The sequence below is a fragment of the Streptomyces sp. NPDC058457 genome, from assembly GCF_042720695.1.
Lineage (GTDB): Bacteria > Actinomycetota > Actinomycetes > Streptomycetales > Streptomycetaceae > Streptomyces.
This window is the reverse complement of the sequence record NZ_JBHXLU010000006.1, coordinates 162,052-186,313: the sequence shown is the minus strand read 5'-3', so window position 1 is coordinate 186,313 and position 24,262 is coordinate 162,052. Positions and strand designations below refer to the sequence as shown.

Here is a 24,262-nt window from a genome sequence, read left to right as displayed (position 1 = left end):
GGGACGGTCACCGAGCACATCGCCCACATCTACGAACCGTCCGACTCAACCTCGCAACCCTGACCATCCGCATGCACGTCAGGCATCGAACGCCGGCCGCACAACGCCACACCCGTGCCGTCAACGCCTCCTCATTTCGTCACCGGACGGTCGGCATTTCGTCGGTGTCTCTCCAGAGGGACACGGCCTCCATGCCGAGGCCGGCCACGACCAGCACACTGCCCAGCCAGAAGAGAGCCGTGACGCGCTGCTCGACGCCACCGAACAGCATCAAGTTCGCGCCGAGAACAGGCAGAAAGACCTCGGCGGTGATCGGCCTCCGCGACGGCAGTGTGCCGCGCCCCGCTGTCAGGCCGGCTGCCACAGTTCGATGCGGTTGCCCTCGGGGTCGGTGACCCAGCCGAAGCGGCCGACGCCCTCCATGTCCTGGGTCTCGCCGGCGACGTCCGCGCCCTTGGCGCGCAGTTGCGCGAGCATCGCGTCCAGGTCGCGGACCCGGAAGTTGAGCATGGTCTGCTGGGTGGGGGAGCCGAAGTAGTCGGTCCCGGACTCGAAGGCCGCGAACACCGTCGGCCCGGCCGCCGGCTGCCACAGACCGTTGTCGTCGGCGTCCAGACCCAGGCAGTCGCGGTACCACGCGCTCAGGGCCGCCGGGTCGGCGGAGCGCAGGAAATAGCCGCCGATGCCAAGCACACGTTCCATGCCGCCATCCTGCCAGGACGGGCGTCGGGAGGCGCGGACCCGGTGCGTACGTGTGAAGTCGGGGGTGGCGCGGTACGGACCTAGGTGCACGTCGCATCGCCACCTCAGCCGTCGGGAGAACGCCGTGACCAGTATCGCCATCGTGGGGGCCGGGCCGGGGCTCGGGGCCGCCGTCGCCCGGCGGTTCGGGCGGGAGGGGTACGGGGTGGCGCTGCTGGCGCGGGACGGGGAGCGGCTCGGGGCCCTGGCCGGGACGCTTGCCGCCGAGGGCGTCCGGGCCCGCGGGTTCTCCGCCGACGTCAGGGATCCGCTCGCCCTCGCGGGGGCGCTGGCGCGGGCCGCCGAGGAGCTCGGGACCGTCGAGATCCTGCAGTACAGCCCGGTACCGCAGCGGGACTTCATGCTGCCCGTCCTGGAGACCACCCACGCGGACCTGCTCGGGCCGGTCGAGTTCTCGGTGTACGGGCCCGTCGCCGCCGTGCAGCAGGTGCTGCCGGGGATGCGGGAACTGGGACGCGGGACGATCCTCTTCGTCAACGGCGGTACGGCCGTCATCCCGCACCCCGACCGGGCCGGGACCTCCATCGCCTTCGCCGCCGAGAGCGCGTACGGGCATCTGCTGCACGACCGGCTCGCGGAGGAGGGGATCCACGTGGCGCAGCTGGTCATCCCGGGGGCCATCGTCGCCGGGCACGCCCGCAAGGACCCCGCCGTGCTCGCCGACACGCTGTGGGGGATGCACCGCGACCGGCACGGGTTCCGGCACTACGCCGACGACCTGGAGAGCTGACCGGCCGTCGCCCGGCCGCCCTGCCTCGTCTGCGCAAAAGCGTCGATCTGCGCGAACATCATTTGTGGGACAAAATGGTGTTCGCCTGATTGCTCCCCGCAGGGAGCCAGCGATGGCTGAAGGGGGCCAGCGATGGCCGTGGAAATACCTCCTCTCCTCAAGCCCTCCCGGCTCAGACGCCGTGGAGGCCTGCTCGGTGAGTGCCTGGCAGAGTTTCTCGGGACCTTCGTTCTCATCTCGTTCGGTTGCGGTGTCGTGGCGACGGCCGTCGCGGCCCTGCCCGGGTCCGGGCGCGCGGCGACGCCGACGACCATCTTCCTCGCCGCCGGTGACTGGCTCCTGATCACCTGGGGCTGGGCCCTGGCCGTGACCTTCGGCATCTACGTGGCCGGCGGCGTCAGCGGCGCCCATCTGAACCCGGCGGTGACACTGGCGTTCGCCGTGCGCCGCAAGTTCCCGTGGGTGAAGGTGCTGCCCTTCTGGCTGGCGCAGGTGCTCGGCGCCCTCGCCGGGGCGGCGCTGGTCTACCTCGTCTACCACGACGCGATCAACGCGTTCGACGCCGCGTCGAAACCGCCGAAGGTGGGCGGGCACACCGAGGCGACCTTCTCGATCTTCGCCACCTTCCCGGCGCCGTACTTCCACGGCGGGAACTGGGGGCCGCTGATCGACCAGATCGTCGGTACGGCCTTCCTCGTCATGTTCGTCGTCGCGGTCATCGACCTGCGCAACACGGCCGTGGGGTCCAACCTTGGGCCGTTCGTCATCGGCCTCGCCGTCGCCGCGATCGGCATGTCCTACGGCGCGAACGCCGGCTACGCCATCAATCCCGCCCGCGACTTCGGGCCGCGGCTGCTCACCTGGTTCGCCGGGTGGAAGAGCTTCGCGTTCCCGGGGGACGGGGCGTGGTTCAGCAACTACTTCTGGATCCCGATCGTCGGTCCGCTGATCGGCGCCGTGATCGGGGTGCTGATCTACGACCTGTTCATCGGTGACGTCCTGCACGCCCGGCTCCAGCTGGGCGAGTTGCCGGAGCCGGGCCGGACCCGTCCGACCACGGACGAGTCGCAGCCGTAGCGGCCGTCACGGTTTCTCGGTGCCCTGCTCGCCAAGGCGCTGCACCAGCTGCTGCGCCTTGGAGACTCCGGTGTCGATCTGCTCGGTGTACTTGCCGTCGGTCCGTTCGTCGACCAGGTCGCCCGCCTTCTCCAGGCCGGTCCCGATCGCGTCACCGTGCTCCTCGGCGACGTCCTTCGCCTTGTCCGCCAGGTTCTTGAGCCCGTCGATCCCGCCGATTCCATCAAACATGCGGGAATCGTCCCGAGCGGAGGCCGACGGCGACAAGACGGCGCGCGAGGCACAGCGCCCCGAAAGGGGCGCGGGGAACTGCGCGACCAGCCACGACGGCGCCGCAGACGAACGACGGCCGTTCGTCGTTTTCCGGTGTTCACGTGCGAAGTCCGGTCACGAGGTCGATCCTGATCCTTGACTCGGCAGCCACGTGACGAACACACCCCGGGAGACGACCCCATGAGCACCAGCCCCCTCCTGTCCGGCCTGAGCGAAGAGCTCCCCGAGCTGCGGGCGCTGTACGAGGACCTGCACACGCACCCGGAGCTGTCCTTCCAGGAGGAGCGGACCGCGGCCGTCGTCGCGGGGCGGCTGCGGGAGCAGGGCTGGGAGGTCACCGAGGGGGTCGGCGGCACCGGGGTGGTCGGGGTGCTGGCCAACGGGGACGGGCCCGTCGTGCTGCTCCGGGCCGACATGGACGCGCTGCCGGTCCGGGAGGAGACCGGGCTGCCGTACGCCTCGAAGACCGACGGGGTGATGCACGCGTGCGGGCACGACATGCACGTCGCCTGGCTGCTGGGGGCCACCGGGCGGCTGGCCGCGGTGCGGGACGACTGGCGGGGGACGGTGGTCGCCGTGTTCCAGCCGGGCGAGGAGGTCGGCGGGGCGCCGAAGATGCTCGCGGACGGGTTCGCCGAGCGGTTCCCGCGGCCTGACGTGTGCCTGGGCCAGCATGTGGCGGCCGCGCCGGCCGGGCTGGTCGGGACCCGGGCGGGGGCGCTGATGGCGGGCGCCGACAGCATGCGGGTCACGCTGTTCGGGCGGGGCGGGCACGGGTCCACGCCGGAGGCCACCGTCGACCCGGTGGTGCTGGCCGCGGCCGTGGTGATGCGGCTTCAGACGGTCGTCTCCCGGGAGGTGGCCGCGGGCCAGCAGGCCGTCGTCACGGTCGGCTCGATCCACGGCGGGACGAAGGAGAACATCATCCCGGACACCGTCGAGCTGAAGATCAACATACGGTCCGCCACGGAGGCCGTCCGGGAGCGGGTGCTGGCGGCGGTCGAGCGGATCGTACGGGCCGAGTCCGCCGCCTCCGCCGCGCCGAAGGAACCGGAGTTCGAGCCCATCGACTCCTTCCCGGTCACCCACAACGACCCCGCGGCGACCGCCTCCGTCCAGGCCGCGCTGGCCGCCGAATTCCCCGGCCTCACCTTCGAGTTGACCTCGCCGGTGCCCAACAGCGAGGACTTCGGGGCCTTCGGTACGGCCCTGGGGGTGCCCTCGGTCTACTGGTTCGTCGGCGGCGCCGACCACAAGCTCTACGAGGGCGTCGACCTGGAGGCCCTCATCCGCGACGGCATCCCCCCGCAGATCCCCTCCAACCACTCCCCGCACTTCGCCCCCGCCCCCGACCCGACGATCGAGACGGGCGTACGGGCGCTGCTCGCGGCGGCGGGCCACTGGCTCGCCCCCTGACGCGCACCGGCGCACCGGCTCACCGCAGCGCGCTCGCCCGCCGGTGTCCCGGGATCGCCGGCCAGCCCGCGGCCGCCGTACGCGCCGTCGGCAGGAAGCCCGGGTCGGACCGGATCTCCGCCAGCAGGTCGTCCCGGGCCGCCATGCCCAGGGCGTAGACCAGGCTCTCCACGGTGGCCGCGCTGACCGGGTCCCGGGTGAGCCGCCAGGCGGTGTGGTGGTGGGCGACGGCGGTGCGCAGGAAACCGGAGTCCGCGTCGTCGGCCGCCACATGGCCGAGCGCGCGCACCGCCACGTACGCCGTGCGGCGCGGCACGCCCGGCCGTACGGCGAGTGCCTTCAGCAGCGCCCGGTGCCTGCGGTCGCCGAGGATCCGCAGCGCCTCCAGCAGGGGCACCGCCAGTTCCTCGTGGCGGACGCTCGACGGCCGGGTCAGCTCGACGGCGACCGCGTCGGCCAGCGGCTCCCGGTAGGGCGTGGCCGCCAGCAGGAACGCCGCGTACAGCCGGACGTCGAAGACCGGTGAGGTGAGGGTCTCGGCGACCAGGGCGTGCACGACGGTGGTGTCCGGGACCAGGTCCGGTTCGATGGCGCGCACCGGGGCGGTGACCCGGCGGACGGCCGGGGTGAGCAGTCCGGCCGCCGGGTCCGCCTGGGGCGGTGCCTGACTCCCGCCGCCCAGCAGGCCGCGGGCGTGCTCGGGGTGGGTGCGGGCCAGCCAGCGGCGCAGCGGGTCGACCTGGTCGGCGACCGGGCCCGCGCCGGAGGCGTCGCGCAGGGCACGGACCAGGGTGCGCAGCTGGCCGCGGTCGAAGTGCCGGTAGCCGACCTTGCGGAAGCAGGCCATCACCGCGCCCCGGTGGGCCAACGGGACGCTCGGGGAGGTGAGTTCGGCGAGGACGCGGTCGGTGGCGTCGGGATGGCCGCAGTTGTCCAGGGCGCACACGATCTCGGTGGCCGTCGCCCGGGAGCGGCCCGCGGCGAGCTCGGCGCAGGCGAGGACTACGGTGCGGCCGCCGCGCGGATGGTTGAGGAGGCGGTTGAGGGTCTCGAAGCGGAGCATCCAGGGCAGGTCGTCGGCGATCACCATCTCCTCGACGAGGCGTTCGGTGAGGCCGTACCAGGTGCCGGACGGCATCAGCACCACGTCCGGGCGGGCGCACAGCCCGTCGGCGAGCCGGTCCCAGTCCTCGCTGGTCGTCACCGCGCCGGACAGGGCCTGTTCGAGCAGGTCCTCCAGCGGCTCCTCGCCCGCGGTGACCGGGGTGGTGTCCAGGACGCGCCCACCGGGTGTGCAACGCGCCCCGGGCGGCGGGTCGTACGGCGGTACCAAGAGGGGGGACGGGGAGAGCCGGCAGGGAGGGCGGGAGGGGGCGCGGATGGTCGGGGTTCCGCCGCGCGGGCCTCTCGCCGGTGAGCGGCCGGCCTTCCCCGTTACGGGCGGGGGGCGGTCTGATCCAGGGCCGGGCGCAGGTCCGTGCGGCGGCGGATGCCCAACTTGCGGTAGGTGTGCGTGAGATGGGTCTCCACGGTGCGGCGGGCCAGATGGAGCAGGGCCGCGATCTCCACGTTGGTGCGGCCCTCGGCGGCGAGTTCGGCGATCCGACGCTCGCTGCCGGTGAGGGAGGCGGCGCCCGTACGGCGTCTGGGGGAGCGGGCGCCGCCTTTCCGCAGGATCCCCTCGGTCAGGTCCAACAGCCCTACCGCGCCGAGTCGTTCGGCGTGTTCCTCGGCCTCCCGCAGGCAGTCGCGGGCGCGGGCCGCCTCACCGGCGGCGGTCAGCTGGCGGCCCAGCGCGATCAGGGCGAGGGCCGGCTCGGTACCGGCCGGGCCGCCGGCCCGGAGCAGCCGTACGGCCTCCTCGGCGAGCTCCAGGCCACGGCGGCCGCCGGTCGCCGTACCGAGGACGCGCAGCGCCCGGCCGACCGTGCGCGGGGTGCCCCAGACCCGGGCCAGCCGCAGCTCCTCCTCGGCCAGGGCGATGGCCTCCAGCGGGCGGTCCAGGGCCAGCCGGCACTCGGCGGCGGCCGTGCGCCAGGGCGTGACCACCGGGCTGATCACCTCACGGGCCGTCTGGCGGCGCCCGCACTCCAGGAAGTCGTGCAGCGCCGCGGCCGCGTCACCGGCGGCGGCCCGCACCACGCCCCGCGCGTACAGGAACCGGTTCAGCTCCCAGGAGTCCGGCGCCTCCCGCAGGTCGATCCCGGCGACGAGAACCGAGGCCTGTGCGACACGGCCGGTCTCCACGAGGGCGATGAGCGTGTGCGCGTGGGTGTTGCTGGGGGTGACCGTGTCGGGGACGGCGGTCAGGAGGGCGTAGTCGGCGCGGGCCGCCGCGATGTCCGTACGGCTGTTGAGCAGGGCCTGGTGCATGGGGTGCAGCAGGTCGGGGCGCTGTCCGGCCAGGCCGCGGTCCACCAGCCGGCTCGCCTCGTCGAGTTCGTCGGCCCACTGGGCGACCGTGGCCGCCGTACCGACGAGGAACGACTCGGTGAGCGGGTCGGCGGGCTCGGCGAGCAGGGTGCGCAGCTGCCGCATGGCGTCCCGTGCCGAGGCGAGGCCGGCGGAGGCCGCGTGCCGTACGAGCAGGGCCTGGCCGGCCGTGCCGACCAGCTCCGGGGACCGGTCGGCGGTCTCGGACAGCCGCCGGTAGACCTCCTGCCGTACCTCCTGGTCCTGGTCGGACAGGAGCACGGAGGCGGTGTGCAGGGTGCGGACCAGGTCGGGGCGGCCGTCCAGTTCGACGTCCACGGAGCGGAGCAGTTCGACGGCCTTGCGGGTGCGGCCACGGCCGGTCAGCGCGGTGCCGAGGGCGACGGCCGCGCGCACCCGGTCCTGCGGGGCGGCGGGCAGCCGGACCGCCTCGGCGAGACGGGGGATCGCGGCGGAGGAGCGGGGCGCCGCGTACTCCAGTGAGCCCAGCTCGGTCAGCAGCCGCTGCCGGTGGTCGTCGGAGAGGGGCTCCTCCAGGGCGCGGCGCAGATAGCCGACGGCGTCCTCGGCGCGGTCCTCGTGGAGGGCCACGGCGGCCGCGTCCTGGAGCAGGGGCAGCGCCCAGGGGGCGTCCACCGGGCCGGTCGCGAGCAGCTGGCGGGCCACGGCCTCGGCGGGGGCGTCCTGGTGCAGCATCGCCTCGGCGATCGCCCGGTGGGCGGTGCGGCGGCGGGCGGCCGGGACGCCGGTGAGGACCGCGTCGCGCAGCAGGGGGTGCGGGAAGTGGGGGCGGCCGTCGGCGCCCAGGGTGAGCAGGCCGAGGTTGGTCATGGCGGTGAGCCAGCCGGCCACCCGGGTGGGGTCGGCGTCGGCGAGTTCGGCGAGCAGCGGGGTGATCTCGTTCTCCGGCAGGCAGGTGCCGGGGTCCTCCTCAAGGACGGCGAGGGCCCGGGCTACTTCGGTGGTGGCCGGTCCCGCACTGTCCAGCCACCACTGGACGGCGGCCGGGTAGGCGCCCGGGTAGAGGGCGGCCGTCGTCTCGGGCACGTCCGGGTGCCGGCTCTCGTCGAGGTCGTCCAGGAGGGCGCCCAGCAGGAGGGGGCTGCCGGCCGCCGCGTGCACACAGGCGTCGGTCCAGAGCCGGGACGCGTCGGGGAACCTGGCCCGCACCCGGGCGGTGGCTGCCGCCGGGGCGAGGGGAGCGAGGGTGTGGGTGCGGACCAGCGCCGGCGGGAGGGTGTGGGTGAAGCCGGGGGCCGGCGGATCGAGGTCGTACTGGCTGCGTTCGCTGACGACGAGGAGGATCGGTAACCGGTCTATGTGCCGGGCGGACTCCACGAGCCAGCGGTGCGAGGGGGCGTCGGCGAGGTGGACGTCGTCCACGGCGACGAGGAGGGGCGAGTCCTCGGCGTAGGCGCGCAGCACCCGCCAGAGCCCGGCGGCGGTGGCCCGCTCGTCCCCGTCCACCGCGAGGTCGGCGAACTCCGGGACCGGGCCGAGGAGTTGCAGGACCGTCGCGAAGGAGATGGCGGTGTCGCCGGGCGAGCAGCGGGCCCGGAGGACCTTCAGACCGAGGGCGGCCGCCTGCTCGGCGGCGGCCTCCAGGACGGTGGTGCGGCCGGTTCCGGTGGCGCCCCGGAGCAGTACGAGCCGGCCGCCGCCGGACCGCGTGCGCTCGGCTTCCTCCGCCAACAGGTGGATGGCGTCGGCGAGTTCAGGGGACGGCTGGGTCATGCCTGGCTCCTCGCGGTGCGCTGGTGGGTTCGGGGGGTTAGAGCGGGTGGGAGTGGGAGAGGTTGTGGGGTGGTGGGGGCGGTCGGTGGGTTTGTTGCAGGGGCTGCACATTTGATACGTGGCTGTGGATTTGGGTGGGGTGCCTGGGGTTGTGGGGCCGCTGCGGGTGCGTCGTGGCTGGTCGCGCAGTTCCCCGCGCCCCCAAGCAGGTGGGACCAGTGCACCCACCTATCTTGGGGGCGCGGGGAACTGCGCGAACGACCCCCACCGGCCCGTAGCGCACCCACAGCCCCACGCACCCCCTACCCGGCCCCCGAACATCTCGTGGTCCTTCTCGTGGTGCTCCACGATTGTCCTTGCCCCTTTGGCCACAGCAGGCTGGAGTACTACCGCCCGTCACTGTTCCCTCGGAGGCGACGGGCACGTGGACATAGGGGAAGCGGTTGGTCAGCAACAGCTCATTCGCGTCGGTCGGCCGCACGCCCGTGGCGGTGTACGCGCCGGACCCGATCTCCCGCGAAGGCGCGCTCAGCCAGCTGCGGCGCCACCCGGAGGTCGAGGTGCGTGAGGAGTCCGAGACCGGGCCCGGAACGGTGGCGCTGCTCATCAGCGACAGCCTCGACGAACCGGAACTGACCCGGCTGCGCCGGGTGGTGCGCAGCGAGGGGGCGCGGGCCGTACTCGTGGTCGGGGCGCTGCGCGAGACCGAGCTGCTCGATGTGATCGAGTGCGGGGTCGGGGCCATCGTATGGCGCCACGAGGCCACCGAACTCCGCATCGTGCAGGCCGTCCTCGCGGCCGCCCGGGGCGACGGGGACCTGCCCGCCGACCTGCTCGGCCGGCTCATCAACCAGGTCGGCACCCTGCACCGCAGCGCTGCCGGCCGCCCGGGCGCCCCGGTCTCCGGGCTGTCCGCCCGCGAGGTGGACGTACTGCGGCTGGTCGCCGAGGGGCTCGACACCGCTGAGATCGCCAGCAAGCTGTCCTATTCCGAGCGCACCGTCAAGAACGTCATGCACGGGCTGACGACCCGACTGCATCTGCGCAACCGGGCCCACGCCGTCGCCCATGCCCTCCGGGAAGGCTACATCTGACCGAACGGGCAACGGACACCGGTTCCGGGGCAGGCCGGTCTGCCCGGCCGTGCCTGCGGGGGCGGCGAGGGCGGAGGGCAGGATGGGGTGTGAGGGCCGAGGGGTGGTGAGTACGGCGTGATCCACGAGGTGGACCAGGTGCTGCGGAACCTGCTGACCGGCGGTGCGCTGGAAGGCTCCGGCATCGAGGTCTCCTTCGACGCCCCGACCCGCGACTGGTCGGCCCGCCGCAACGGGCCCGTGATCAACAGCTACCTGTACGACATCCGCGAGGACGTGAACCGGCGGCAGCGCGGGCACGTCGACATCCGTGACGACCGGGACGTCGTGGTCAAGCGCCGCCAGCCGCCGCGGTGGTTCCGGCTGTCGTACCTGGTGACGGCGTGGACCAAGCGGCCCGAGGACGAACACCGGCTGATCAGCGCCGTGCTCGCGACCCTGATCCCGCGCGAGCTGATCCATCCGAACGAACTGCCGGGCTCGCTGGGCGCACTGGGCCTGACGGTGCCCCTCTCGTGCGCCGGAATCCAGACCGAGGCCCGCTCCCTCGCCGAGATCTGGTCGGCGCTCGGCGGCGAGCTCAAGCCGTCCCTGGACGTCGTGATCACGGCGCCGTTCCCGGCCTACCCCGAGTACGACGCCGGTCCGCCGGTCACCGAGGGCGCCGCCGTGCGGGTACGCGACGGGCTGGACGACACCGCACCGGTGCTTGAGGAGCGGGCCCACCGGCCCGGCCAGGTCGCCGAGGCCACGGCCGCCCGGAGGGGCCGGGCGTGACCCTGGACGTCCCCCTGGCACCGGCCGCCCCGCTCCTCACCCGGCTGTCCGCGCTGCGCGACCGGGTCGCCGCCCTCGTCGCCCACCGCTCGGCCGACGACCCGACGGCAGGCGACCCGCTGCGCGGCCTCTACCTCTCCGAGGAAGCGGTACGGCACCTGCTGCGCCCCGAGCCGGAACCGGCCGAACTCCCCGACCTCACCGACGACTTCACCGACCCCCTTGCGGACCTCGCGACCCGCCTGCGCCTCACCCCGCTCGACACCGCCCTCCTCCTCATCGCCCTCGCCCCCGACCTCGACCGCGGCTTCGAGCCGCTGTACGGCTACCTCAACGACGACGTCGGCCGCCGCCGTGCCACCGTCGGCCTCGCCCTCGACCTGTACGGCGCCCCCGCGCACCTCGCGGCGGCCCGCGCCCGCTTCCACGCCACCGCCCCGCTCGCCGCGCTCGGCCTGCTCACCGTCGAGGAGCCCGAACGGCCCTTCCTCAGCCGTTCGTTGCGCGTCCCGGACCGGGTCCTGGCCCACCTCCTCGGCGACGACACTCCGGACGCGGCGCTGACCGGAAGCCTGCGGGAGCCGTCGTACGACGGCGAACCCGCCGACGCGGAGTTCGTGGGCCGGCTGGCCGCACGGATCGCCGCCGGGCCGCTCCTCGCCTTCCTGCGGGAGCGCCGGGAGGGCGAGGGCCTCGGCTGTGCGACGGCCGCGCTGCGGCTCGCGGGGCGGGCTGCGCTGCACTACACGGGGCCCGGGGAGCGGATCCCGGAGCTGCTGCGGGAGGCCCGCCTGAGCGGCCGCGCGATCCTGGTCGACAGCGACCAACCGGGTCCCCTGCTGCGGGAGTTGAGCACCGGTGCCGCGGACGTCACCGTGCTGCTCGCCACTGCCCGCCCGTACGACCCCCAGTGGTGCGACCACCGCGACCCGCTCGTCCTGGAGGTGCCCTCCCGGCGCGCCGCCGCCCCGGACGCCTGGGCGGCCGTACTGCCGGACGAGCCCGGCTTCGACCTCGCGGCCACCGTCGCCCCGTACCACCTCGGCGGTGACCGCCTCACCCGGGCGGCCCGCGCCGCGCAGGACCTCGCCGCCTTCGACGGCACCGCGCTCACCGCCGCCCATCTGCGGCTGGGCGCCCGCCAGCAGTCCGCCTCCGGCCTCGAACAGCACGCCCGCCGGATCCGGCCCGCCGTCGACTGGCGGGACCTGGTGCTGCCCGAACGGCCGCTCACGGAACTGCGGGAACTGGCGCTGCGCGCCCGGCACCGCGACCGGGTGCTCGGCGACTGGCGGCTGAGCGCGGGCGGCGGCAGGGGGCGCGGAGTGCTCGGCCTCTTCGCGGGCGAGTCGGGCACCGGCAAGACCCTCTCCGCCGAGGTCGTCGCCGCCGAGCTGGGCCTGGACCTGTACGTCGTGCAGCTCTCCTCCGTCGTCGACAAGTACGTCGGCGAGACCGAGAAGAACCTCGAACGCATCTTCTCCGAGGCCGACCGCACCGACGCCGTGCTCCTCTTCGACGAGGCCGACGCCGTCTTCGGCAGGCGCTCCGAGGTCAAGGACGCCCACGACCGGTACGCCAACCTGGAGTCGGCCTACCTCCTGCAGCGCCTGGAGGCCTTCGACGGCATCGCGCTGCTCACCACCAACCTGCGCGCCAACATCGACGAGGCCTTCACCCGCCGCCTCGACCTGGTGGTCGACTTCCCGTTCCCGGACGAGGAGCAGCGGCTGGCCCTGTGGCGGCACGGGCTGGTGCACGTCCCCAGCGAGGCGGGTATCGAACTCCGCCCCCTGGCCCGGGACTTCGAGCTGGCCGGCGGTGCGATCCGCAGCGCTGTGGTGACCGCCGCCTACCTTGCCGCCGCCGGTGACCGGCCGCTCACCGCGGCCGACCTGCTGGAAGGCGCCCGCCGCGAGTACCGCAAGGCGGGCCGCCTGGTACCGGGGACCTGGTGACCGGCCCCCGCTACTTGCACACTCAGCCTCGGACGCGGTCCCGCCGGCGGGCTTGAGGCGCCTGAGCGATCTCGGTGAAGTCGGGGTGCGGGACCGCGCCCCGCAAGGGGCGCGGGGAACTGCGCGACCAGCCCCCACCGGCCCGCGGCGAACGAACCGCATCTCCCGCGGAGCGCCTGGCCGGTCACCGGCGCGGGTTCAGTCCCCCGACGGATGCACGATCTGCCACTCCTGGTCGTCGGAGTCCGAGCAGTAGTACAGGGTCAGGTTGGTGTCGTTGCCGCCGGTGCTGAAGCCCGCGACGTCCAGGCAGAGGTTGTCGCTGGCGAAGTTGCGGATCCAGTAGGCGCCGCTGGGCTGCTTGTCGATCCACCACAGCTGGTTGTCGGCCTTCGTGCCGTCGCACTTGTACTCGGTGATCGGCGAGGACAGCTTCGCCGAACCGTAGTTGGGCAGGTCCATGCACAACTGGTCCTTGGCGTTGCGGATCTGGAAGAGCGCGGACGAGCCGGGGCCGTCCTTCTCGTACTGCACCTCCAGGTTCCACAACTGGTTGTCGTTCGTGGTCTCGTCGCAGGTGTACTCCCGCACCGGGCCGTTGCTGGTGCCGTTGCCGTAGCCGGGGACGTCCGCGCACTTCTTGGTGGTGGTGTTGCGGAGCAGGATGTTCGTCGCCGGGACGACCGGCTTCGCGGTCTTCTTCTTCGTCGCCTGCGGGGTCGGCTGGGACTGGCCGCCACCGCCGCCCGCCTGGGTGTCGGACGAGCCGTTGCCGTCGTCCGTCTGCTGCTCCGTCCGGGACGGCGAGGGCGCCGGTGCGGCGGCGAGGGGCGCGCTGGCCGTGGGGCTGGGCGCGATGCTGCTCACCCCGGCTTCCTGGGTCTGTTCCTGGGCGAGGCTGCCGACCTTCGGCTTGTAGTTGATCCAGATCAGGGCGAAGGTGACGGCGAGGGCCACCAGGGTGCCGAAGAAGGTGGCGAGCCAGCGGGGCAGGAAACCGCGCTGGATGTAGGTGCCGTCCACAGGCTGTGGACGGACGCCCGCCCGCTGGACGGTGAGGGTGTACGGCCGCTGCTCCTTGGGCCCGAACCAGATGATCTTCCGGGGTTTGAGGGTGGCCTTGATGAAGGCGGCGCGGCCCGGTTCGATCTGGACGTTGCTGGGGTGGAGGTCGTAGGCGAGCTGGTCGCCGTTGTCGCTGCCGCTGACGGAGGCGGTGAGCCTGGTGTTGCCGAGGTTGTCGATGGCCAGCTTCGGGCGGCCCCGGAACCGGCCCTTGACGGTGGGCGGGACGAGCTCGGCGCGGATCTCGGTGAACGGGGTGATGGTGAGGTTGCCCTCGGGGACGGTGACGGCCTCGGGGTGCTCGGTGGGTGTGATGCGGACGGCGTAGGGGTTGGGGCCGGCCGTGGCGTCCGGGGTGCGGGGCGGGGCGAAGGTGAGCTCGACGGTGCCCGTGGTCCCCGGGTAGAGCCGGAGCGTCTGCGGCTCGACGGTGGTCCAGGGGGCGATGGGACCCACCGGTTCGAAGCGGTACTCGTCGACGACGTCGCCGGTGTTGCGCAGCCGCAGGCGTACGCGCGTGCTGCCGCCCGGGTCGACGGTGGCGGAGGCGGGTTCGAGGGAGGTCCAGAGAGTCATCGGCTCACACCGTCAGCTTGAAGGCTTCGAGCCAGAGCGTGTTGTCGAGGGTGCCGACGAAGTCGAGTGCGTTGTTGTCGCTGCGGGCACCCTTGCACCACTGGTCGCCCCAGTCGTGGTCGCGGACCTTCGCGCTGCTGCAGCTCTGGCCGCTGCCGACGTTGAAGGCGAAGCCCTCGATGTAGGGGTCGGCCGCCTTGGTGCTGCCGATGTAGTTGTCCTTGCCGTCGGCGATGATCGCCGTCCAGTTCGGGTACCACGTGCCCTGGCCGTTGGTGGACTGGGAGTCGTAGTGGAACCAGTTGGCGGCGGAGCCCTGGACGCCGTACACCGCGAGGTTGATGGCCTTGATCGGCACGTTCTTGCCGACGGTGCCGGACATGGTGCCGTCGCAGACGGGCTTCTGCCAGCCGCTGCCCTGGACGTAGGAGCGGTAGCAGATGTGCCGCCCGGACGGGTCGTCGGCGGCGAGGCGGTTGACAGCGGTCGCCGCGGTGTCCTGCTTGGGCTTGGCGGTCACGGTGGCCGTCGCGCCGCCGCCTCCCCCGCCTCCGCCGCCTCCGCTCCCACCGCCGTCGCCGTTCCCGGTGTCCGTCGCGGGCGCCGTCGACGGCGTCTCGGTGGGTGCCGGGGGCGGGGTCGGGGTGACCGTCGGGCTGGGCGCGATGCTGCTCACCCCGGCTTCCACGGGCTGTTCCTGGGCGAGGCTCTGCACGTGGGGTTTGTAGTTGAACCAGATCAGGGCGAAGGTGACGGCGAGGGCCACCAGGGTGCCGAAGAAGGTGGCGAGCCAGCGGGGCAGGAAACCGCGCTGGATGTACGTCCCGTCGACGGGCTCCGGCTTCACCCCCGACCGCTGGACGGTGAGGGCGTACGGCCGCTGCTCCTTGGGCCCGAACCAGATGATCTTCCGGGGTTTGAGGGTGGCCTTGATGAAGGCGGCGCGGCCCGGTTCGATCTGGACGTTGCTGGGGTGGAGGTCGTAGGCGAGCTGGTCGCCGTTGTCGCTGCCGCTGACGGAGGCGGTGAGCCTGGTGTTGCCGAGGTTGTCGATGGCCAGCTTCGGGCGGCCCCGGAACCGGCCCTTGACGGTGGGCGGGACGAGCTCGGCGCGGATCTCGGTGAACGGGGTGATGGTGAGGTTGCCCTCGGGGACGGTGACGGCCTCGGGGTGCTCGGTGGGCGTGATGCGGACGGCGTAGGGGTTGGGGCCGGCCGTGGCGTCCGGGGTGCGGGGCGGGGCGAAGGTGAGCTCGACGGTGCCCGTGGTCCCCGGGTAGAGCCGGAGCGTCTGCGGCTCGACGGTCGTCCAGGGGGCGATGGGACCCACCGGTTCGAAGCGGTACTCGTCGACGACGTCGCCGGTGTTGCGCAGCCGCAGGCGTACGCGCGTGCTGCCGCCCGGGTCGACGGTCGCGGAGGCGGGTTCGAGGGAGGTCCACAGGCTCACCGTCCGGACGCTAGCGCCGAGGGCGGGACGGCACAGGAGGCGTCGGGGCAGCTCAGGTGCCCCAAGAGGCAGGGCTCGGGCGCCTCCCGGCCTCCTTCAGGCCCTACTCCGCCGGGAACATGTGGTTCCAGTACATCGTCCCGATGCGTCGCTGGAGCTTCTCCCGCAAGGACGGGGCGAACCGGCCCTTGCCGGCCTTCTCGTCGTACTTCGGGTTCGTCAGCTCGGTCTCGATCGCACGCAACAGGTCCTGCTGGGATCCGCCGCCGTGCGCCGCGACGTAGCCGGCCATCGACCTCCACGGGTTGCCCAGCGGCGTGAACGGCCTCGTCTCCTCGTTCGTCTCGGCCTGCTCCCTGGCCCTGCTCGACAGGCTGTTGTCGGCGTCCGTGTACTCAAGGCGCATCTCGTCCGCGAACCGGTTCTCGTTCACCAGGATGTTGTGGTACTCCACCAACGCTCGTTTGGCCCCGGCCATGTCGATGTCGAACCCGGCCTGGGCCTGCCCCAGATGGCCCATCTCGTGCTGGACGACCTGCTCGAAGGTGAACTTGGCGGGCGGGTCGGCGTTGACCAGGATGATGCCCGACTCCCGCAGGTAACCGCCCCCGCCGGCCTGGTCGACCACCACGCTGGCAGGAGTGCTTCCGTCCGGGTAGTTGTTGAGCGACTGCACGCTCTCGTCCAGTTCGGCTCCGGCCAGACCGACGACGTACCCCTCCTCGTAGTCCCGGAACCTCCGGTCGGCGGGTATGCCGTTCGGCACCTTGACGAGCTTGACGGTGCCCATCTCGATGCCCAGTTTCTCGGACACGCCCTCGACGAACCCGGGACTCAGCACGCGCTGCACCGCCACCGGGCCCGCGCCTGCCGGCACCGGGGCCGGGACGGCGCCCGACCCGGTGTTCAGCGGCGCCCGCTGCACCTGGGGCACCGGCCCGCTCATCACGCGACGCGCCTTGCTCACCGCGTGCCGTTCGCCGGAGTCGTTCACATCGGACACGCTGACCCCGGCGCCGGTGTCCGTACCGGGGACCGGGCCCCTCAACTGATCCTCGTAGTGGGTCAGTTCGTGGGCCCAGTCCTCCTTCGTCATGGTGTCGCCCACCACGATGTTGGGGCCGGTGGTGTATGCCTTGGCGCCGAGTTCCTTCGCCGACTCCCGGGCCAGGGAGCCCGTGTGCACCCGTACGCCGCTGAAGTCCGCGCCGTCGAAACGTGTCTCCATCTCCGACTGCAGTGCCTGGTCCATGTTCTGGCCGGGGGACTCGACCACCCGGTGGACCAGGGCCCGGCGCTGCACCGCCGGCACGTGGCCGCAGGCCCCGTCGTGTTCGTGGAGTTCCTCGCCGGCCGCCTGCCGCTGCACCACCGGCAGGTGGCCGCAACCCGCGTCGTGCCGGTGGCGCGACGCCTCGACGGTACGGGCCACCGCCGCGTTGCCCGCCGTTCGCTGGAGAGCGAGCAGCCCGGCCGCGGTGCCGGTCACGGCCGTGCGGTCCGCACCGGCGGACGTGTCCCGTGCCGCCGGGCGGCGGGCGGCCTGCGGGCGGCCGGCCTGGTCGTGTTCCTCCTGCGCGTGCATGAACTACCTTTCGGCGACGGACCCTCGACCACAACTACGAGTGCCGGGGCCGGGCGGGCAAGGGGCGTTCGGGCAGTCTCGGGGGCAACATCCTCAGGACTCCCCGTTCGCCGCGGCCAGTACGCGGTGCGGGTCGGCAGGTGCGTGCCCGCCCTGTGCGGCGGCCGCCATGCGGCGTACGGCCGGTTCGGGCATCCGGATCACCACCGGGTACGTGAGGGTGTAGTCCTGCACGCCGACCGCCCGCGCCGGATCCCGCAGCGCCCCGGTGTGCCGGTGCCGCACCCTGGCCACCGCCCTGACCTGCAGGGTGAACTGCACCAGCAGCGCGGCGGCCTTCGGTTTCTGCAGCGGCACCGTGCCGGAGGCGCTGCCCGCGGCGTCGGTGGGACCGCCGTCGCGGCCGTACGTGCCGGGGACGTTGTTCATGCCCGAGTAGTCGGCGCGGACCGGGCCCTCGCCGCCCATGAACCCCGCGGAACGGCCGTGGTGGGAGGCGTGCTGCGCGTCGGCGGCGGCCGGGCGCCCCTCGGGGCCGCTCTGCGCGACCGTCTCGAAGGTCATCTTGTCGCCGCCGCCGAGGATCTCGCCGTCGCGCAGCCGCGCGTGCAGGGAGCAGGCGATGTCCTGGCCCTCCACGCCGGACACGTGCACCGACGGCAGCTGAGCACCGGCCGACACCAGGAGCGGCAGTGCCGCCGTGAGCCACTCGGTGGACACCGCCTCCCGCTGGGCGTAGTGCGCCGCGTCACCGGCCTTCCGGAAGCCGGTGCCGGCGTGTGCCTGCGCCATGGCCCGGCCGATCAGCTCCCGGATCTGCGGTGCGCCCCGGAAGCCGTTGACCTGTGCCTCCATGGGCAGTCGGGCGCCGTCCGCACGCCATGCGGCCAGGGCGGTCGCGGTGGCGTCGGGCACCGGGGCCGCGCTGCCCCGGGCGGGTTCCGCGGCGCGTTCCGGCCGGGCGCGGGCAACGGCCTTCAGGTCGTTGTCCAGTACGCGGTGCAGGAAGGACCCGTCGAGGGTCACGGACGCCAGCCGGCCGTCGGCGGAGCGCAGTTCGAGTTCCGCCTGGAAGGGGACCGTCACGTTCACCGAGTCGGCCTCGGTGTCCACGATGGTGCGCAGCCCGGTCTGCGTCCGGGCGGACGCGGCCTGTCTGGTCGACGTGGTCTTCCCGACGCCGGGGCCCGCGACGGCGCCCGCGCTGCCGACCAGGTCGTCGTGCGGCTTGCCGGCACCGGTCAGCGAGGCGTCGACCCCGCTGGTGAGGCTCTCCTGGCTGCTGGTCGCACGCTGTGAGTAGGCGACGGTCGCGAACTCCATCTCCCGGTCGTTGCCGGACGGCCCGGCCACCGTGCCGGGCCCGGTGCGGCGGACGTGGAAGACGGCCCAGTACGACGTGGCCCGGCGGCCGGGGACGGAACTGTTCCGCAGCAGCTCGACGGGAACGCCGCCGTCCATGGCACCGGCGAGCAGCCCCACCGCGCCGTCCTGGTCCAGCACCCGCAGCAGCCGCTGCACGTTCTCGAACCGGTCGTCCAGCACCCGGGCCGGCAGCAGGTCCGCCGCCAGCGCCCGGTCCCGCACCGCCGCCCGCAGCCGTGCGAGCAGCGGCACGAAGTCGGGCATGCCCTCGACCAGGCCGGCCCCGAGCGGGAGGTGCGCGGCGAGCGCCGGCACGCCGGACACGTCCCGCGGCGGTGCGGGCGGGGCGACCTGCCGCTCCTGCCCGTCGCCGTCCCGGCCGCCGGAGCCCGTCGCCCGCGCTTGGAGTTCGCCCGCCCGTTCCGGGAGTTCGCCCGTCGCCCGCTCCGGGAGTTTGCCCCTCGCCTTCTCCGACATCCCCTCCCTCGGTCCGGACTCGGAGCCCGGATCGGCGGTGCCCGACGCCCGGTCGCCGGACGACGCCGGGTCGCCCGACACCGGCCGCCACTTGGCCGCGGTCTCCGCCAGTGCCTGCTCCTGCTCCCGGGCCCGTTCCTCCGGCGTGCGCAGGCCCGCCTTGCGCAACTGCGGCTCGGTGAGCCAGAGTCCGACCGCGCCCGGCACCGTCAGCCGCTGCGACATCGCGTACGGGCCGCGGCCGTTCACCGCGACCTCGGCCACCATCCACGCGGACAGGTCGCACTGGACGAGGTAGAGCGGCCTGGAGCGCGGATGGACGGAGTTGCGTTCGATCGTGCCGCCGGTCGCCGACGTGTCGGTCGTGGTCGTCGCCTGGCCGAAGGCGGGTGACACGCTCTCGGCCAGCGACCACCCCGAGCCGCGCTCCGACCCGGTGCCGTTGAAGGTCACCGCCTTGCTCTTCGTCGACGCGTGCTGCCCCGACGCCTGATGGCCGCCCAGGACCATGTTCTCGACGCCGGCCCCGCCCACCCCGCTCTGCTCCGGCCTTCTGTGCAGGACCCGCGGGTTGGTGAGGGCCAGCCGGGTGCCGACGGCGCCGTTCAGCGCGGCCGTGCGCCGGGCGTGGCGCAGGTCGCCGACCACCCAGCCGGTGCGGGTCGCCTGCCGCAGCGCCGCGGTGATGGACTCCGGGCCCAGCCGCTCCTCCAGCGCGAGGCGCGGGGCGAGGCCCTCCGCCTGGTACGCGGTGTCGCCCGGCTTGTCCCGGTCACCCTTGCGCGCGGCCAGGGCGAGCAGCTGGAAGGCCAGTTGCCGCAACTGCCTGCCGTCGCCGACGGTCTCCACGAAGTCCCAGTCCCGTACCTGTCGTTCGGTGTCCGTACCGGGCGGCCGGGTGAGCATGTCGTGGATGCCGGTGGCCTGGGAGGCGAGGTGGAACCGGGCGGGCCTGGACCGCCGGGCGGCCGTCCTGCGGTGCTCGGCGGCGCCCACGGTGAGCGCGGCGGGCGAGCTCAGCTCCACGTCCTGCCCCTCCGCGCTCCCGTCGAAGTGCTGCGGTACGGCGGCGTCGAGGTCGCCCAGCGAGGCGACGGTCCGGGCCTCGGGCTGCTCGCGGCCCGGGTTGCCGGGGGTGAGGGAGCGTTTCAGGGTGCGTTCCCTGGTGGTCATGGTGACCTTGGCGTCGAGCATCAGCCGGGTACCGAACGTACTCGTCTTCACGTCACCGCTGTTGAGCGAGTCGCCCCGGACCGCGGGCCCGCCCTGGACGCGGCGCGCGCTCTCCACCGCGGCGTTGGCGGTGACGCCGAAGGACAGCGCGCCCGGCAGCGGCGTGACGTTGACGCTGCCCTGCACGCCGGCCCTGCGGGCGGTGGAACGGCCGGTCTGCCCGCCGGAGGCGACGCCCGAACTGCTGCGCACCAGCCAGTTGTCGGTGTCGCCGAGATAGCTGAGCTCGCCGACCCGCCCGCGCACCCGGACCTGCACGTCGTACGAGTGCAGCGTGGACTTCCGGCGCAGCCGCACCGGGACACCGGCGCCCAGGAGCTGGTTCTTCTTGGCCCGCAGGTTGGTCTCCGAGAGCACGGTGACCAGCTCGCGGTAGTTGCGCATGCGCGCCTCGGCCTCCTCCGGGTCCGGGGCCTTCCCCGGCGGCCGGTCTCCGGTGCCGAAGTCGGGGAGGTAGCCGGCCAGTTCGGGCCGGGACGCGAACAGCCGCTCCAGCGCCTCGACGAGCGGGCGCACGTCCAGGTGGGTGAGGGAGACGCTGTTGCCGGCGGCGCCGAACGGCAGGTGGCGTTCGACCTCGCGCCGGGTCCCGTCGGGCGCGGTCTCGGTGGGCTTGCGGTGCAGGGGGTCCGCCTGGACGCCCTCCGGCAGCGGCAGCCCGATGTGCCGGGCCTCCTGGGCGCTCAGGCTGACCCAGCTGTCCAGGGTGTGCTCGGCCGTGCGCAGCCCGGGGTGCAGCCGCTGCGCGGGGGACGCGGGCCCCAGGCCCTGCACGGTCAGCCGGACCCGGCCGAGGTAGAGCACCTTGTCACCGCGGATCTCGGCGCCCTTGCGGGTGGCCACGGTCTGGTCGGACGACGAGAACCGGGCGTTCTTCAGGGCGACGGAGCCCATGCCCTGGAACCGGGCGACCGGTGGTGCCCCCGGGGCGCCGACGGCGACCGCGGGACCGGCCCCGAACAGCCCGCTCGCGCCCTTCGAGGCGGTGCGGCCCGCGCCGTGCGCGCTCTGCTGGTGGGTGCGCAGCTGGGTCTGCCCCGCGCCCCAGCCGGGGGTCAGGGAGACGATGTCGGCGCGCATCCGGTACGCACTCGCGGCACTGCCGTCCTTCGCGGGCAGGTCCTCGCCGGGCACCCAGCCCGCGAGCAGCCGGGGCAGGTCCTGCAGCACGGTCGTGCCGGAGGTGGCCCGGAACAGCCGGGTCCGGCCGGGCGCGCCGGGCGCGGTCACCGACGGCGCGAGCACGGAGGCGACCGTGTCGAACAGACCGCCTCCGCCGCCGTGCGGACCACCGGGGTCCTCCACGGCCAGCGCCGCCATGGACACGGCCTGCCGTACGGAGGTGGCCTGCTCCTCGCTCAGCTCCGGCCCGGGGACCGGCCGTACGGTGCCGTGCTGCACCAGGTGCTCGTGCGGGACGCGCATGACGAGGCTGCCGTCGCCGCTCGCGACGTGCCGGCCCCGCGCGCCGTGCTGCTTGATGCGTACGACGAAGCTCACCCGGCGCCGCGCCGTGACCGTGCCGCCGCCGCTGCGGAAGGTCCGGGGCTCGGACACGGTGCGGTTGGAGTGCGTGTCCTGGGCGGAGGTCAGGGCGGCTCCGCCGGCGAGCTGCGCGCCGGCCAGGACACCGGGCGTGGGCGTCGGGGCCAGGACGGTACCGGAGGCGCTGGCGCCCCACCGGCGGGCGCGGACCGTGTCGGCGGCCACCGTGCCCGCCGAGTTGTGCTGGTGGTCGACCTTGGTGTCGGCGTCCTCGCCCTGGGCGCTGTCCGCGAACGACAGCGCGGCCGCGTCCTCCTCGTCCCGCGGCCGGATGGCGACGGTGACGTCGTACGACGCCCCCTTCGCCCCGCGCACGGCGAAGGCTCGCCCGCGGCCGTAGAAGGACTCCGGCCGTCCCGCCAGCTCCTGCTGGATCTCCTCCACTTCGGCGCCGTCCTGCCCGGTGACCCGGGTCACCTCCGCGGCGACGAACGGGTGGCCGGTCAGCCCGGAGGCGGTGGACAGGCCCGCCGAGGTCATCGCCCTCAGGTACGGGGGAAGGGTGAGCGGCCCCTGCTGCGGGGCCTCGGTGGGTACCGGCGGCGGCGTCCGGGTAGGGGCGGGCGGCCTGCCGCCTTCGACCAGGCCGGCCACGGCGGCGTTCCCAGCCGTTCTCTGCAGGCTCTGCATCTCGACGGCGGCCGGGAGTCCGCCCAGCGCGCCCGACAGCAAAGGCTGCCGGCGGGAGAAGCCGTCGCCGCTGCCCTGGCCGGTGCGCCTCACCCCGGCTCCGCCCGCCCCGCCGTCGCCCGGCACCGGCTTCCGTGTCCGCCGCACCCCGCGCACTCCCGTCCCGGCGGGACCGGGGCCCCGTCCGCGTCGTCCTGGTGGCGCGTGCGGGCGCCCGTGACGGGACGCAGCCCGCCTGGCCGTGCAGGGTAACGCCTGAACAGGAAGGGTCCACAAGGGGAAGGTCACTGAACGCAACGGTTAACGAAGGGGAGTTGAGACCTTCTCGACCCGGTGACCAGCGGCATACGGCGAACGGCTGCCCCCCAGGGCTGCCCTTGGGGGCAACAGATGTGCCCGGGCCCGGGCACCGGTGGCCGTTTCGGCGGACACGCTCGCGCGTGAGGGTGGGAAGCGTTCCTGTCTCGTACCCCGAGGAGAGCAGAGCATGCCGTCCTACCTGTCGCCCGGCGTCTACGTCGAGGAGGTGGCCAGCGGCTCGCGCCCCATCGAGGGGGTGGGCACGTCGGTGGCGGCCTTCGTGGGCCTGGCCCCGACCGGTCCGCTGAACGAGCCGACGCTCGTGACCAACTGGACGCAGTACGTCGCGTCCTTCGGTGAGTTCACCGACGGTTACTTCCTCGCGCACTCCGTCTACGGCTTCTTCAACAACGGCGGCTCGGCGGCGTACGTCGTCCGCGTCGGCGGCACCGCGGAGGGCGCCGGGGGCGAGGCCAAGTCCCCCGCCGCCCTGCGGGGTTCCGCCGCCCAGGCCGCGCTGCCGCCCGGCGAGGCCAAGCCGCTCGGCACCTTCATTGTCAGCGCCATCGCCTCCGGCGACCTGAGCGTCGAGGTCGCCGACCCGGAGGGCGAGGGCCCCGCCGAACGCTTCAAGCTGGTCGTCAAGGACGGCGGCAAGACCGCCGAGACCTTCGACGTGACCGCGAAGAAGGGCGGCCGCAACTACGTCGTCACGCAGGTCAAGGAGCGCTCCAGGCTCATCACCGTGACCGAGGCCGCGCCCGCCGCGCAGCTGGCCCGTCCGGAGAACCAGACGGTGGCCCTCGCGGCCCCCGCCCAGACGCCGGCGTCCGCGTCCCCCGTCGCGGACGCCGGCTCCCACCCCGGGCCCGCCGACTACCTCGGCGACTCGGCCGATCGCACCGGCTTCGGCGGCCTGGAGGCCGTCGACGAGATCTCCATGGTCGCGGTCCCCGACCTGATGGCCGCCTACCAGCGCGGCGCGATCGACCTGGAGCAGGTCAAGGCCGTCCAGCTCGGCCTGATCGCGCACTGCGAGCTGATGGGCGACCGGGTCGCGGTCATCGACCCGCCGCCCAGCCTCAACGCCCGCCAGATCCGGGTCTGGCGCCAGGAGACGGCCGGCTACGACTCCAAGTACGCGGCCCTGTACTACCCCTGGATCAAGACCTTCGACCCGTCGTCCGGCCAGTCCCGGCTGATCCCGCCGTCCGGCCACGTGGCCGGCGTCTGGGCCCGCAACGACGCCGAGCGCGGCGTCCACAAGGCCCCCGCGAACGAGGTCATCCGCGGAGCCGTGGACCTGGAGCTCCAGATCACCCGCGGTGAACAGGACCTGCTGAACCCCATCGGCGTGAACTGCATCCGGGCGTTCCCCGGCCGCGGCATCCGCATCTGGGGCGCCCGCACCCTCTCCTCCGACCCGGCCTGGCGCTACCTCAACATCCGCCGGTACTTCAACTACCTGGAGGAGTCGATCCTGATCGGCACCCAGTGGGTGGTCTTCGAGCCCAACGACCACAACCTCTGGGCCCGTATCCGGCGCAACATCTCCGCCTTCCTGGTCAACGAGTGGCGCAGCGGCGCCCTGTTCGGGCAGCGGCCCGAGGAGGCGTACTACGTCAAGTGCGACGAGGAGACCAACCCGCCGGAGTCGGTCGACGTCGGCCGCGTGATCTGCGAGATCGGCATCGCCCCGGTCAAGCCCGCCGAGTTCGTGATCTTCCGGCTGGCCCAGTTCAGCAGCGGCAGCGGCGAGTTGCAGGAATAACGGGCCCTCGG

General features: G+C 73.6%; 16 protein-coding genes. 7 read left to right on the top strand and 9 right to left on the bottom strand.

The window, feature by feature from the left end; translation table 11 throughout:
• Window positions 1–139 precede the first annotated feature (139 nt).
• Complete coding sequence (locus ACFWPS_RS07780; protein ID WP_383702154.1) at window positions 140–364, bottom strand: hypothetical protein; 225 nt, start codon at window positions 362–364, stop codon at window positions 140–142.
• A complete protein-coding gene (locus ACFWPS_RS07775; RefSeq protein ID WP_383702152.1) occupies window positions 349–702 on the bottom strand; it encodes a VOC family protein in 354 nt (117 codons plus the stop codon). Before ACFWPS_RS07775 ends, ACFWPS_RS07780 begins: the two co-directional genes overlap by 16 nt.
• A gap of 124 nt (window positions 703–826) precedes the next feature.
• On the opposite strand from ACFWPS_RS07775, the gene ACFWPS_RS07770 reads away from it, so the two are divergent.
• Complete coding sequence (locus ACFWPS_RS07770; protein ID WP_383702150.1) at window positions 827–1,492, top strand: SDR family NAD(P)-dependent oxidoreductase; 666 nt, start codon at window positions 827–829, stop codon at window positions 1,490–1,492.
• Window positions 1,493–1,624: 132 nt separating this feature from the next.
• On the top strand, window positions 1,625–2,569 hold the full coding sequence (locus ACFWPS_RS07765; RefSeq protein ID WP_383702148.1) for an MIP/aquaporin family protein: 945 nt from the start codon (window positions 1,625–1,627) through the stop codon (window positions 2,567–2,569).
• A 6-nt stretch (window positions 2,570–2,575) separates the two neighbouring features.
• Here ACFWPS_RS07765 and ACFWPS_RS07760 read toward each other — a convergent pair whose 3' ends face one another.
• On the bottom strand, window positions 2,576–2,800 hold the full coding sequence (locus ACFWPS_RS07760; RefSeq protein WP_383702146.1) for an antitoxin: 225 nt from the start codon (window positions 2,798–2,800) through the stop codon (window positions 2,576–2,578).
• Between the two features lie 222 nt (window positions 2,801–3,022).
• Here ACFWPS_RS07760 and ACFWPS_RS07755 point away from each other — a divergent pair, with 222 nt between their 5' ends.
• On the top strand, window positions 3,023–4,258 hold the full coding sequence (locus ACFWPS_RS07755; RefSeq protein ID WP_383702144.1) for an amidohydrolase: 1,236 nt from the start codon (window positions 3,023–3,025) through the stop codon (window positions 4,256–4,258).
• Between the two features lie 19 nt (window positions 4,259–4,277).
• On the opposite strand, the gene ACFWPS_RS07750 is transcribed toward ACFWPS_RS07755, so the two are convergent.
• Together ACFWPS_RS07750 and ACFWPS_RS07745 are read right to left on the bottom strand one after the other, a co-directional pair.
• On the bottom strand, window positions 4,278–5,591 hold the full coding sequence (locus ACFWPS_RS07750) for an XRE family transcriptional regulator (protein ID WP_383702142.1): 1,314 nt from the start codon (window positions 5,589–5,591) through the stop codon (window positions 4,278–4,280).
• Between the two features lie 101 nt (window positions 5,592–5,692).
• Window positions 5,693–8,425, bottom strand: a complete 2,733-nt coding sequence (locus ACFWPS_RS07745; protein ID WP_383702139.1) for a LuxR C-terminal-related transcriptional regulator — start codon at window positions 8,423–8,425, stop codon at window positions 5,693–5,695.
• Between the two features lie 443 nt (window positions 8,426–8,868).
• On the opposite strand from ACFWPS_RS07745, the gene ACFWPS_RS07740 reads away from it, so the two are divergent.
• The 3 genes from ACFWPS_RS07740 (at window position 8,869) to ACFWPS_RS07730 (ending at window position 12,254) form a co-directional block, all read left to right on the top strand.
• The gene (locus ACFWPS_RS07740) at window positions 8,869–9,519 is read left to right on the top strand and encodes a LuxR C-terminal-related transcriptional regulator (RefSeq protein WP_383702138.1); all 651 of its coding nucleotides are present in this window, start codon (window positions 8,869–8,871) and stop codon (window positions 9,517–9,519) included.
• Window positions 9,520–9,636: 117 nt separating this feature from the next.
• A complete protein-coding gene (locus tag ACFWPS_RS07735) occupies window positions 9,637–10,296 on the top strand; it encodes a DUF4255 domain-containing protein (RefSeq protein WP_383702136.1) in 660 nt (219 codons plus the stop codon).
• Window positions 10,293–12,254: an ATP-binding protein gene (locus ACFWPS_RS07730; RefSeq protein ID WP_383702134.1), complete on the top strand. Its 1,962-nt coding sequence runs from the start codon at window positions 10,293–10,295 to the stop codon at window positions 12,252–12,254. The genes ACFWPS_RS07735 and ACFWPS_RS07730 overlap by 4 nt, the downstream gene beginning before the upstream one ends.
• Before the next feature lie 198 nt (window positions 12,255–12,452).
• Here ACFWPS_RS07730 and ACFWPS_RS07725 read toward each other — a convergent pair whose 3' ends face one another.
• The 4 genes from ACFWPS_RS07725 to ACFWPS_RS07710 all read right to left on the bottom strand — a co-directional run bounded on the left by ACFWPS_RS07725 (window position 12,453) and on the right by ACFWPS_RS07710 (window position 22,273).
• Window positions 12,453–13,895, bottom strand: a complete 1,443-nt coding sequence (locus ACFWPS_RS07725) for an RICIN domain-containing protein (RefSeq protein WP_383702132.1) — start codon at window positions 13,893–13,895, stop codon at window positions 12,453–12,455.
• Between the two features lie 4 nt (window positions 13,896–13,899).
• A complete protein-coding gene (locus ACFWPS_RS07720; protein ID WP_383702130.1) occupies window positions 13,900–15,345 on the bottom strand; it encodes a hydrolase in 1,446 nt (481 codons plus the stop codon).
• Between the two features lie 103 nt (window positions 15,346–15,448).
• Complete coding sequence (locus ACFWPS_RS07715; protein WP_383702128.1) at window positions 15,449–16,930, bottom strand: DUF4157 domain-containing protein; 1,482 nt, start codon at window positions 16,928–16,930, stop codon at window positions 15,449–15,451.
• 93 nt (window positions 16,931–17,023) lie between these two features.
• Entirely contained in the window at window positions 17,024–22,273 is a 5,250-nt protein-coding gene (locus tag ACFWPS_RS07710; protein ID WP_383702126.1) for a hypothetical protein, read from the bottom strand.
• 394 nt (window positions 22,274–22,667) lie between these two features.
• Between ACFWPS_RS07710 and ACFWPS_RS07705 the strand changes: the two genes are divergently transcribed.
• Entirely contained in the window at window positions 22,668–24,251 is a 1,584-nt protein-coding gene (locus ACFWPS_RS07705; protein ID WP_383702124.1) for a phage tail sheath subtilisin-like domain-containing protein, read from the top strand.
• Window positions 24,252–24,262: the final 11 nt, after the last annotated feature.